The sequence below is a fragment of the Knoellia sp. AC549 genome (assembly GCF_979258975.1).
Window position 1 is genome coordinate 3889996 of record NZ_OZ409890.1, and the last position, 11695, is coordinate 3901690.

Consider the following 11695-nt stretch of genomic DNA (forward strand, 5'->3'; position numbering starts at 1 on the left):
ACGTCATCGCCGGGATGCGGCTCGCCACGACGCGCTGGTCACGGACCTGGCGGGTATGCCGTGTGGTCGCCCCTACCTCGTGCGCGCCACCCGCGCGTACCTCTCCTGCCACCACAGGGCGGTCTGGGCGCCGTCGGCCCACTGGGCGGCCCGCTCGCGGCCGGCCTCCGCGGCGGAGGCTCGGAGCTGCCGGTCGGTCAGCAACCGCCTCACGGCCGATGCCAGCGCGAAGGCGTCGCCGACGGGCACCAGGTCTCCGACACCCTCGACGAGGTCGCGAAGACCGCCGGTGTCGGTGGTCACGACCGGGACCCCGGCCGCCATGGCCTCCTGGACGACGAGCGCCCGCGCCTCCCAGGTGCTCGTCAGCACGAACACGTCGGCCGCCCGGAGCCATGGGGTGGGATCGCTCTGCGGACCGACGAAGTGCACCGGGACGCCCTCGTCCCCGGCGCGCTTCCGGAGGCGCGACAGCAGGGTGGCGTCACCGTCGCCGATGACGACCCAGGTCGCGGTGACACCCACGACGGACGCGGCGTCGATGAGGGAGTCCAGCTGCTTCTGGGGAGCGATGCGGGCGATCGTGAGGATCATCGGCCCCTCCCCCATCACTCGGTTCTCCCGCAGCAGCGTGGCGGCCCGCCCCGCACGCTCGCCCCGAGGGAGCGGGTCTGCTGCCAACAGGTCCGGCACCCGGGGTGACGGGACGGGGGCGAAGCTCCGCCTGCCGGGCGCCGTGCCGCTTCGCCTCGGCGACGAGGTCGCTGCTCGCACCAGTCGTCAGCGCGGCTCGTCCGGCGACGAAGCGCTGCAGGAGCCGCGAGGACAGCCGGCGACGCCATCCACCGGCGAGCACGGCATTGTGCTGGCTCACGACCACCGGCACCTCCGTCCCCGTCGTCGTCAGCACGGCCAGCAGGCCCGCCTGGTGACCGTGGGCGTGGACCACCTCTGCCGACCGGGCCAGCCTGCGCAGTCGCAGGAGGTTGCGGAGGGAGCCTGCGGTCAGGCCCGTCGGCCACCACTGTCGGGCATCGTCCAGCCCGAAGCGTCCCGCCGTGAGGGCATCCGTCACGACGACGACATCGTCGCCGAGGCCGCGGAGGTGGCGCGTCAGGTCGACGGCATGGGTGCCGATCCCACCCGTGCTGCGACCGATGAGCTGGACGATGCGCATCAGAACCCCCCTGCTGAGCCTGGACGCCAGACTACGACGGCGATGGTCATGCTTGCGTCTCCTTCCGGCGACGCTGCCGGCCACGCTCTCGGAGTGCGCTCATGCCCGACCGGTCGGCTCGCGCCATGACGCCCAGGTGGACGCCCATGGTGACCACTGCGACGGCGAGGCCGGCGACCGCCGACCCCACGAGACCGCTCCAGTCGGCGAGCCGCTCGACCGTGTCTCCGACGGCAATGGCCAGCGCGACGGCGACGACTGCGGCGGCGAGGGTCCGACCGCTGCCGGCCAGCGCCGCCACCCCCCACGAGCGACGCACGAGGACGGCCAACGCGACGGCCGAGACGGTCATGCCGCACGTCGACGCGATGCCCAGGGCAGTCAGCGTCGCGGCCGCATCGGACCCGTCCGGGATCGTCAGGACCGGGACGAGTCCGGCGATCCCCCAGCCTGCCGCCACGGCCACGGCGGCGTGGACGGGGCGTCCTCGGACATAGAGGGCTCGCGTGAGCAGGGCCGCGACGCTGAAGCCCACGAGGCCAGGTGCATAGGACGTCAGCGCGCCCGGCAGGGCGGCGAGCGCCGACTGGCCGGGACCGTCGGACCCGCGGTCCAGGGCGTCGAAGAACCGGCCGACCGGTCGCGAGACGGTGACGAGGACCGCCACGGCTCCTGAGGTGAGGAGCAGGATGCCGCGAAGGCTTCGCGCCAGCGTCGCGGGGGCGGAGTCGTCACCCGTCCTGCCCCTCGCCGCCTCGGCACTGGCCAGGGACGGGAAGGCGGCCGTCGCGATGGGAACGGCCAGGACGGCATACGGCAGGAGGTAGACCGCCTGGACGTAGGCATAGATGTTGACGGCGCCCGTGTCGACGGTCCGCGGGGAATGGGTGAGCCACAGGGTCAGGAACACCGCGGCCTGCTGCGCCGCGAGGGCGATGACACCCGCCCCCGCCAGCCCTGCTGCCCGAGCGCCGAGCTCGGCCGGGAACGACAGGGTGGGTCGAAAGCGGATGCCAGCGCGCAGGGCCGGCACGAAGAGTGGGAGGCTCAGCACGACGACCCCAAGGGTCGTGCCACCCGCGAGGATCCACACCGCGTCCGACGGCACCTCCTGCGCAGTGACCCTCGCGCTGATCCGCTGGCCGTAGGCGAGGTAGGAAGCCATCACGACCAGGCTGGACAGCAGGGGCACGAGCGCAGCGGCGAGGAAGCGTCGGTGCGCCTGGAGCATCCCGGCGAGGACGACCCCGATGCCGTAGAGCGCCACCTGTGGCGCAAAGATCCGGAGCATGGTGGCGCCCAGGTCCACGCTTCCGGGCTCCTCGGAGTCGTCGAGGAGCAGGTCGCTCAGCCAGGGTGCCGCCACGAACACGAGCGCGGCGAGCGGCAGGAGGATGACCACGGCCCAGGTCAGCAGGGCCGAGCCCGCGCGGTCCGCGTCCTCGCGTCGTCCCGCTCCGAGCTGACCGGCGACCAACGGCACCGCGATCGCGGCCAGGGCACCACCCGCCGCAACCTCGTAGACGACGTTGGGCAGCGTGTTGATCGTCTGGTAGGTGTCGCCGACAGGGCTCGTGCCCACGCTGTACGAGAAGACGAGGGTGCGCACGAACCCGGCGAGGCGGGCCAGCAGGGTGGCCACGGCGACGACGAGGGCGGCCCGGGCCACCGACTGGCCCACCGACCGGGCCGTCACGGGCGACCGAAGGAGTCGATGGCGCGCAGGACGGGGTTGCCCTCGATGACCCGGCTGAACGACACCTTCTCGGAGAGGACGGTGAGGCCCGCGGTGAGGGCGAGCAGCACGATGCGTCCACGCAGCCCACTGCGCTCGACGAGTGCGAGGCCGACGAGCGCACCGGCAGCGTTCGCTCCGGTGTCGCCGAGCATCGCCTGCCCGCGCAGGTCGCTGTGCAGGGTGCCGGCTGCAGCGCCGAGCGCGGCTGCCGCGGTGGCGGCGCCGTTCGCGTCGGGAGGGATGAGCAACGGCAGCGCTGACAGGGTCGTGACCTTGAGGGCGCGTCCGGGACGCAGGTCGAAGAGGTTGGCGAGGTTGGCCGATCCCGCGATCGCAGCTCCGCCGATCAGGGTGGTGAGCAGCCCACGACCGACCCGCCGGTCGGTCACTGCGGCCGCGGCGAGACCGGTCGCGGCTAGACCAGCGATCTTGATCGCACCGGTGGTCACCTCACCCCGTGCCAGGGCCCCCAGGTGGCCCTTGAGGCCCTTGCTGGAGGAGTCCCCGGCCAGGTCGTCCAAGGCCCCGAACGCGCCGGCACCGAGACTCGCCACGATGCCGGGGGCCGAAGGGGGTCCCGCTGCGAGCACGCCCGCTGCGGCCGCCACGGCATACACCGGCCCTTCGAGCAGGGTCACCGTGCGCCCTGCGTGGTTGGTGCGGTCCCACGGCTCGCGCAGGTGTGCAGGAAGCTGATGACGCGCCAGCATCGCGGCGCCCGCCGCGGCCGCAGCCACGACGGCCCCGACGAGCGGGCGTCGGCTCATGGTGCCGGGATCGGGGGGTAGCCGGCCGAGACACCGTCGCCGAGGCCGTACTGACCCACGCCGCCGGCGATCTGCTGCACCAGCGCATAGACGACGCTGATCTGTCCCAGCGGCAGGCTGACGTCGTCGACCGTGGAGAGAGCCCGGGACGTCTCGGCGTCGCTGCGAGCCGCGCGCACGACGGACGCAGCGCCGGCCGAGCCGCTGACTCCCACGTCCTCTGCAAGGACGGCTCCTGCACCGGAGCGGTCGAGCGAGGCTGCCAGCGAGGCCAGGCTGGTCGCGCTGCGGTCGCGCTCGGCGGCGACGTCGCCCTTGATCGGTGCCCCGATGAGCACAGCGGCGTTGGCCCTCACGAGGTCGGCGGTCTCGACGTCGATGAGCTTGGCTGCCGCGAGAGCGTCGAGGGCGCCCTTGCCCGCGTCGCTGTTGGTGCCGGAGTTCGGGGCGAGCAGGGCGGTCGCGAACACGTCATCGAGAGAGTTGCTGTCCGACTCCCCCGCCTGGGGCAGACCGAGTGCCCGCCGCTGCTCGGATGCGAGCGTGGCCTGCTGCGCGCGGGCCTCGTCGTCCTCGGGCACCCAGGCGTCCTCCACGGTGGTGCGCGAGACGACCGACGCGCCTGCCGCCGTGAGCGTCTCGGCGACGTCCGTCACGTGGTCGGCGTCAGCGCCGGGCAGGAGCACAAGGGCAACCGTGGTGCCCGTGAGGGTGCCGCCGACGAGCCGGGTCCGGGCGGCGTCGTTGAAGTCGTCGCGCGTCACGCCTGCCTTGCGCGCGACGTCGAGCTCGCTGCGCAGCGTTGCCCGGTCCTCCCGGAGCTGGGTGACCTCCTGCGTGAGGGTCTCGCCGATGGACCCCTTGAGGGGGCCCGCACCGAGCACGATCCCGACCGCGAGGGCCATGAAGATCGAGACGATCGAGACGAGGTGGTAGCGGAAGTCGATCACGTGAGGATTCCTCCGAGTGCGGACCAGAGATCGTCGAGACGGGCGCCGATCACCTGGAGCAGCACCCTCCCCCCGGGCGTGGCCCAGAGTGCGGCAGCGAGCGAGGTCAGGCCGACGAGGACGAGGAAGACGAGCCAGCTCCCGGAGATGCGCGAGCGATAGAGGCGACTCACGCCCTTGGCGTCGACGAGCTTGCCGCCGACGCGCAGCCGGGTCAGGAACGTGCTCGCCATGCCCGACCGCCCCTTGTCGAGGAACTCGATGAGCGTGGCGTGGGTGCCGACGGCGACGATGAGCTTGGCTCCCTTGTCGTCGGCCAGGAGCATCGCGATGTCCTCGCTGGTGCCCGTGGCCGGGAAGACGACGGGCTCGACCCCGAGGTCGCGGACCCGCTCGAGCCCGGGTGCGCGCCCGTCGCGGTAGGCGTGGACGACGACCTCGGCCCCACACCGCAGCGTCGCGTCAGAGACGGAGTCCATGTCGCCGACGATGAGGTCGGGCTTGAGTCGTGCCTCGACGATCGCGTCCGCTCCCCCGTCGACGCCGATGAGGATCGGTTTGTACTCGCGGATGTAGGACCGGAGCATGTTGAGGTCTTCTTTGTAGTGGTAGCCACGGACGACGATGAGGGCGTGGCGACCTTCGAGGTCGGTCGTGATGTCGGGGACACCCACACCGTCGAGGAGGAGGGCGCGCTCCTGCTTGAGGTACTCCATCGTGTTGGCGGCGAACGCCTCGAGCTGCTCGTTGAGCCCAGCCCTGGCCACCGCCATCGACTCGACGACCGAGGCGTCGTCGAGGGACTGGCCGGTCGCCACCACCGTCTGGCCGGCCATGAGCCTGTCTCCGTCGAGGTGCACGAGGGTGCCCTCGGCCACCGCCATGGCCTCGTCGCCGACGGCGTCGAGCAGTGGGATGCCGGCGGCGAGCAGGATCTCGGGGCCCAGGTTGGGATAGCGACCCGAGATCGACGTCGCGGCGTTGACCACGGCAGCCGGCCGACAGGCGACGAGCGCCTCAGCGCTCACCCGGTCGATGTCGACGTGGTTGATGACGGCGATGTCGCCGGGCTTGAGCCGCTTGGTCAGGTCCTTGGTGCGGGGGTCCACCCGGGCAGGCCCGCTCACACCGGCGGGTCCGGGGTCGCGTTCGCGTCGAAGTCGGGTCGTGAAGGGCATCCAGCACATCGTGCCACGCTGGTGCACCGCTCCCGCGGAGGGCGTGGCCGGTCAGGCGGGGGTGCTCTGCCCCAGGTCGGTGAGCAGGTCGCGGGCGTGGTCGAGAGCCGCTTCGCTGACGGTCCCGGCCAGCATCCGGGCCAGCTCGGTGACCCGGTCCTCCCCCTCGACCCGACGGACACCGCTGCGGGTGACCTGCCCGTCGTCGGACTTGGACACCACGAGGTGGTGGTCGGCGTGCGCCGCGACCTGAGCGAGGTGGGTGACGACGATGACCTGCGCCTTCTGGGCGAGGGCGGCGAGCCGGGCCCCCACGTCGAGCGCGGCGCGGCCGCCGACACCGGCGTCGACCTCGTCGAAGACGAACGTGGGCACGGTGCTGGTGGCCTCTGCGGTGGCGACCTCGATCGCGAGCATCACCCGCGAGAGCTCACCGCCGGACGCCGTCCTGCTGACGCTCCGGGGGGCGCTGCCCACGTTGGCGGCGAGACCGATCTCGACGTCGTCAGCGCCGTGGGGGCCGAGCCGTCCCGAGGGCTCGACTCCGACGACGACGCGGGCCGAGCCCATCGCGAGGTGCGAGAGCTCCTCGCCGATGCGCGTGGCCAGTGCCTTGGCCGCCTTGCGACGGGCCGTGCTGAGCACCTTGCTGGCAGCAGCGCGACGCCCGTCGAGCTCGGCGACCTCGCCTTCGAGCTCCTTGATGCGGTCGTCATCGCCCTCGAGCTCGAGCACCCGGCGCGACGCGGTGGCACTCCACGCGAGGACGTCGTCCACGGTGTCGCCATAGCTGCGGGTCAGCTCGCTGAGCAGGGCTCGGCGCTCCTGCACCCACACGAGGCGCCCGGGGTCGAGGTCGATGTCGGCGACGTAGCCGGAGAGGTCGGAGGCCAGGTCGTTGACCAGATGGGTCACCTCGGTGAGCCGGCGTTCGAGGTCGGCGAGCGCCGGGTCGTTGGCGCTGACCTGGCTCAGCGCCGAGCGAGCGCGGGAGAGGGCGCCGATGACGCCGTCATCGGCTCGTCCGTCGGCGTCGTCGCCACCTGCGAGGAGGTCCTGGGCCTGCGCCGAGCCCTGGCGCAGCTCTTCGGCGTGGGCGAGACGTTCGTCCTCGATCCGCAGGGCCACGTCCTCGCCCGGCGTGGGCTCGGCCGCCTCGATGCGCTCCAGCCCTCGCAGCAGCAGGTCCAGCTCGCGGGTGCGCTCGCGCGCGGCAGCGCGCAGGGACTCGAGCTCGGTCACGGCCGCCGCGTGCGCGGCATACCTGCTCTCGTATGCCGTCCGCGCAGCTCCCAAAGCCTCGCCGCCGAAGGCGTCGAGCAGCTCCCGGTGCTCCTCGGGTCGGCGCAGGCGCCACTGGTCGGCCTGCCCGTGGACCGCGACGAGGTGCTCGCCGAGATCGGCCAGCACCCCCACCGGTGCGCTGCGTCCGCCCACGTGGGCCCGCGAGCGCCCTTCGGTCTGGACGGTGCGGACGAGGACGAGCGTGTCGTCGACCTCTCCTCCGGCCTCGGTCGCGCGCAGCGTCGCTGGGTGGTCGGCGGGGACGTCGAACACCCCCTCCACGACGGCGCGGGCGGCGCCCTCGCGCACGAGGCCGGCATCGGACCTGGCGCCGAGGAGCAGCCCGAGGCTCGTCACGACCATCGTCTTGCCGGCGCCGGTCTCGCCCGTGAGCACGGTCAGCCCCGGCCCGAACTCGATGAGCGACTCATCGATGATGCCGAGGTCCTGGATCCTGATCTCCTGCAGCACGGCGCGCCGGTCAGCCCGTCTCGCTGGAGGACCCAGTGCTGGTCTCGCTGGCCCGGCGTGCGGCCCCACGCCAGCCGTGCACCGACAGGTCGAACTTCTCGACGAGCCGGTCGGTGAACGGCGAGCCGGCAAAACGAGCGAGCCGCACGGGGTCGGGGCTGCGGTGCACCTGGATGCGGGCACCCGGAGGAAGGTCGATGGCTCGGCGGCCGTCACACCACACGACCCCGGCGCCCTCGGTCCGTGGCACCACCTCGACCGCCAGCCGGCTCTCGGGCCCGACGACGATGGGTCTGGCAAAGAGGGCGTGCGCGCTGATCGGCACGAGGAGCATGGCCTCGACGTCGGGCCACACGACCGGCCCACCCGCAGAGAAGGCGTAGGCGGTCGATCCCGTGGGCGTCGCCATGACCACCCCGTCGCATCCCCACGTCGACAGCGGACGGCCGTCGATCTCGACGGTGAGCTCGATCATCCGCTCGCGCGAGGCCTTCTCGACCGTGACCTCGTTGAGGGCCCAGCTCTCGAAGACGGTCTCGCCCTCGTGGACGGCGACCACCTCGAGGGTCATGCGCTCCTCCACGGCGTAGTCACGCGAGACGATCCGCTCGACCGTGACGTCGAGGTCGTCCCGCTCCACCTCGGCGAGGAAGCCGACGTGTCCGAAGTTCACGCCGAGCAGGGGCACGCCGGAGCCACGCGAGAGCTCGGCGGCACGCAGGATCGAGCCGTCACCGCCGAGGATGCAGACCAGCTCGCAGCCACGGGCGGGGTCGTCGGGATCAGCGCTGATGAGGTCGGGTGCGCCCTCGAGGGGGGTGCCGCGCATCTCCGCGCTGATGACCGCGACCGCCACGCCGGCTGCTGTGAGGCGCTTGACGACGCCCAGCGCGTGGTCGTGAACCTCGGGCCGCGCAGGGTGCACGACGAGAAGGATGCGTCGTGACTCGGTCACGGCCTGACCTCCTTGCTCAGCTCACGGACTGCGGCAGTGACCGCAACGGGGTCCATCGTGCCCGAGACCCCTGACCGTGCCCACAAGAGGTACTCGGTGTTGCCCTCTCCCCCATGGATCGGGCTCCGGACCAGTCCGTGGATGCCCAACCCGGCACGCTCGGCCGCGGCCACCACATCGACGAGAGCCTTGCGGCGGTGGCGCGGGTCGGTGACGATGCCGTTCTTGCTGAGCCGCCCACGCCCCACCTCGAACTGCGGCTTGACCAGGAGGACGACGTCCGCGCCGGGCTTCGCCAGCCGGCCGATCGGTTCGAGCACGAGGGTCAGTGAGATGAACGACAGGTCGCCGACGACGACGTCGAAGGTGCCGAGGTCCTCCGGCCCCACATCGCGGATGGAGGTGCCGCTGCGCTCGGTGACCCGTGGGTGGTGGCGCAGCTCCGCGACGAGCTGGTCGCGGCCCACGTCGAGGGCCATGACGTGGCTCGCGCCCCGGGCGAGCAGGACCTGGGTGAAGCCACCGGTCGACGCGCCGACGTCGAGGCAGCTGCGCCCTTCAGCGGCGAGGCCCATGGGCGACCAGGTCGTGAACGCGTGGTCGAGCTTGAGCGCGGCGCGACCCACCCACCTCGGACGGTCCTGCGATATCTCCAGCGCGCTCGAGCCGTCGGCGGCGCTGGCCGGCTTGCGCGCGATGCGTCCGTCCAGGGTGACGAGCCCGGCGTCGACCAGCTCCCTCGCCTCCCCGCGGGATCGGGCGAGCCCTCGTCGCACGAGCTCGGCGTCCAGCCGGGTGATGTCAGCCTCCGAGGTCGCTCAGCCGGCCCTGCAGCGTCCGCTGGACCTGCTCGCCCCGCTCGATCTGCGCGTCGAGGTCGTCGGTGGGCGTCTCGGCGAGATCTCGCAGGGCAGCGTCGATGACGAGGTCCCCCGTCTCGGGTGCCGCCGGCTCCGCGGGCCGGGGCTCGGCTCCGGATTCGGGTTCGGGTTCGGGTTCGGGTTCGGGTTCGGGTTCGGATTCGGGTCCGGCAGCCTCGGATGCACGTGGCTCCGGTGAGCTCTCCACGAGCGTCCCCGAGCCACCGGAGGGTTCTGGTTCAGACCCCAGAGCGTCCTCGTGGGTCTCGTCGGCGGCCTGCTCGCTCACGCGCCGCCCGCCGCAGGGGTGCTGTTGGGCGCCGCCGTGGTGGCCTTGTTGGCGGACGTGGACTTCTTGGCCGTCGACGCCTTCTTGGTGGGCGACGACTTCTTGGCGGGAGCTGACTTCTTGGCCGCCGAGGCGGACGTCTTCGTCGTGGCCTTCCTCGCCGTGGTCGTCCCGGCCGTCGACGCCTTCTTGGCGGGAGCGGACGTCGTGGTCGTGGTCTTCTTCGCCGTGCTCGCCTTCTTGGCGGGTGACGCCTTCTTGGCAGGGGCTGACTTCGAGGCGGTCGCCTTTTTGGCGCTGGCCGCCTTCTTGGCGGGTGAAGCCTTCGTGGCCGGAGCCGACTTCGTGGCCGAAGCCGACTTCGTCGGCGTGGCCTTCTCGGCGGGCGTGGCCTTCTTCAGGGCCGAGCGGGCGGGGCGACGACTGGGCGTCGGCGCGGCACCCGCGACCGCCGCGGTGTCACGCGCGACCGCAGCCGCAGAGTCGACGACCGCGGCAGGACTGAGCGCAACGCCGGGCACGGTCCGTGCCGACCGACCGGACAGGGTGGAGGCCAGGTCCTCGACCTGGGCACGCAGGGCGTGAACGGTGTCCGTCACCGTCGACAGCTCCTGCTGGAGGCCCGGCACGTCGAGTCGGCGCACGGCCCGGTCAACCTCGGAGCGGACGAGCGACACGAGATTCCTGCGGTTCGTGTTGGCGGCGGCGATGAGGTCATCAGCCAGCTTGCTTGCCTGCTTGGTGGCCTTCTTGGGTGACAGGTCGGCGTTGGTGAGCGAGACCAGCTCGGCGGCTGCATCCTTGGCAGCACCCTTGGTCATCTCGCCCAGCCCGGACGCCAGCTCGACGTATCCCTGGATCGACCGCTTGGCCATGGTTCCTCCTGTGGTTCGTGGTGGTTCCCGCACACGCTACTCGGCAGGTCGTGCCCGGAGAGGCGCGTCAGTCGGCCAGCGCCGCGAGCTCGGTCGGCAGCGCTCCCGTGCCGTCCTCGCTGGCGGGTCCCGCATCGCGCCGTTCCCACTCACGGCCAAGGATCTCCGCCGTGCGCTCGAGGTCGCCGACGTCTGCCAAGAGGGCGCGCAGGTCAGGTGCGACCCACGTGGGGCGGGCGACCAAGGGAGCGGCGACCGCGTCTCGCACACCGTGCACGCCGGTCAGGACGAGGAGCGAGTCCATCCCCGCGTGGTGAGCCCCCTCGATGTCGGTCTCGAGCCGATCGCCAACCGCGAGAACGCGATCCGGCGACACCCCGAGCCGTTCGGCACACATGAGATAGAGAGGCTCGTCCGGCTTGCCGGCGACCAGGTCCGGGGCGCGCCCGACGGCTGCACCCACGGCCAGGACCATGGCACCGTTGCCCGGCGCGAGGCCGTGGGCAGTGGGCAGCGTGTGGTCGGTGTTGGTGGCCAGCCACAACGCTCCGCGTTGGACCGCGTATGCCGCCTGGGCCAGGTCCGAGGCCCGCACGTCCGGGCCGTACCCCTGGACCACGGCGGCCGGCTGGTCCTCGGCGGAGGTCACCGGCACGAAGCCGGCCTGGCGCAGCGCGTGCGCCACTCCTTCACCCCCGATCGCCAGCACGGCAGAGCCACGCTCAAGCCGTTGGGTGAGCAGCCAGGCAGCTGCCTGGCTGCTCGTCGCGACATCGGCGTCGGAGACGTCCAGGCCCAGGCTCCGCAGGTGGGCAGCCACCTCGTGCGGTGGGCGTGAGGCGTTGTTGGTCGCGAACTGGATCGGGATCCCCGCTGCGGACAGGGACTCCACGGCATACGGCACCGCAGGGTCGCCGCGGTAGACGACTCCGTCGAGGTCACAGACGATGGCGTCGTAGCGGTCGACGAGCCTCACTCGGTGGCCTCGTCCTCCTCGTCGGCGCCTCCGAGCAGATCGGTCGTGCTGACCCCGTCCAGCTCCTCGAGCCGCTCGACCGCATCGGTCTCGTACTCGACGTCGGCGTCGGCAGCCTTCTCGAACCAGTTGCGGGCCTCCTCCACGCGCCCGAGGCCGAGCAACGTGTCGGCGT

The 11695-nt window shown here is 72.2% G+C and carries 11 protein-coding genes and 1 pseudogene; all 12 read right to left on the minus strand.

From position 1 onward, the window contains the following. Positions 1-72: 72 nt before the first annotated feature. On the minus strand, positions 73-774 hold the full coding sequence (locus ACZZ98_RS18960) for a glycosyltransferase family 4 protein (protein ID WP_463517686.1): 702 nt from the start codon (positions 772-774) through the stop codon (positions 73-75). After that, positions 764-1177, minus strand: a pseudogene (locus tag ACZZ98_RS18965) (glycosyltransferase); the annotation flags it as partial. The pseudogene ACZZ98_RS18965 and the gene ACZZ98_RS18960, both read right to left, overlap by 11 nt. A gap of 46 nt (positions 1178-1223) precedes the next feature. Continuing rightward, positions 1224-2873, minus strand: coding sequence for a murein biosynthesis integral membrane protein MurJ (gene murJ / locus ACZZ98_RS18970; protein WP_463517687.1), 1650 nt, complete (start codon positions 2871-2873; stop codon positions 1224-1226). After that, complete coding sequence (locus tag ACZZ98_RS18975; RefSeq protein WP_463517688.1) at positions 2870-3682, minus strand: hypothetical protein; 813 nt, start codon at positions 3680-3682, stop codon at positions 2870-2872. The genes murJ and ACZZ98_RS18975 overlap by 4 nt, the downstream gene beginning before the upstream one ends. Continuing rightward, the gene (locus ACZZ98_RS18980) at positions 3679-4632 is read right to left on the minus strand and encodes a copper transporter (protein ID WP_463517689.1); all 954 of its coding nucleotides are present in this window, start codon (positions 4630-4632) and stop codon (positions 3679-3681) included. Before ACZZ98_RS18980 ends, ACZZ98_RS18975 begins: the two co-directional genes overlap by 4 nt. After that, positions 4629-5810, minus strand: coding sequence for a putative cytokinetic ring protein SteA (gene steA, locus ACZZ98_RS18985; RefSeq protein WP_463517690.1), 1182 nt, complete (start codon positions 5808-5810; stop codon positions 4629-4631). The genes ACZZ98_RS18980 and steA overlap by 4 nt, the downstream gene beginning before the upstream one ends. A gap of 51 nt (positions 5811-5861) precedes the next feature. Then, on the minus strand, positions 5862-7565 hold the full coding sequence (gene recN, locus ACZZ98_RS18990; RefSeq protein WP_463517691.1) for a DNA repair protein RecN: 1704 nt from the start codon (positions 7563-7565) through the stop codon (positions 5862-5864). 10 nt (positions 7566-7575) lie between these two features. Next, positions 7576-8520 carry an NAD kinase gene (locus ACZZ98_RS18995; protein WP_463517692.1) on the minus strand — a complete coding sequence of 315 codons (945 nt, stop codon included), beginning with the start codon at positions 8518-8520 and terminating at the stop codon, positions 7576-7578. Next, positions 8517-9320, minus strand: a complete 804-nt coding sequence (locus tag ACZZ98_RS19000) for a TlyA family RNA methyltransferase (RefSeq protein ID WP_463517817.1) — start codon at positions 9318-9320, stop codon at positions 8517-8519. The genes ACZZ98_RS18995 and ACZZ98_RS19000 overlap by 4 nt, the downstream gene beginning before the upstream one ends. 1 nt (position 9321) lies before the next feature. Beyond that, on the minus strand, positions 9322-9669 hold the full coding sequence (locus tag ACZZ98_RS19005; RefSeq protein ID WP_463517693.1) for a hypothetical protein: 348 nt from the start codon (positions 9667-9669) through the stop codon (positions 9322-9324). Continuing rightward, positions 9666-10544: a hypothetical protein gene (locus ACZZ98_RS19010; protein ID WP_463517694.1), complete on the minus strand. Its 879-nt coding sequence runs from the start codon at positions 10542-10544 to the stop codon at positions 9666-9668. The genes ACZZ98_RS19005 and ACZZ98_RS19010 overlap by 4 nt, the downstream gene beginning before the upstream one ends. Before the next feature lie 67 nt (positions 10545-10611). Beyond that, complete coding sequence (locus ACZZ98_RS19015) at positions 10612-11520, minus strand: HAD-IIA family hydrolase (RefSeq protein ID WP_463517695.1); 909 nt, start codon at positions 11518-11520, stop codon at positions 10612-10614. Positions 11521-11695 lie beyond the last annotated feature (175 nt).

Coding starts and splice junctions, on each gene's coding strand:
- ACZZ98_RS18975 (WP_463517688.1), bottom strand. CDS start 3,682: ATGAGCCGACGCCCGCTCGTCGGGGCCGTCGTGGCTGCGGCCGCGGCG.
- steA (WP_463517690.1), bottom strand. CDS start 5,810: ATGCCCTTCACGACCCGACTTCGACGCGAACGCGACCCCGGACCCGCC.
- ACZZ98_RS19010 (WP_463517694.1), bottom strand. CDS start 10,544: ATGGCCAAGCGGTCGATCCAGGGATACGTCGAGCTGGCGTCCGGGCTG.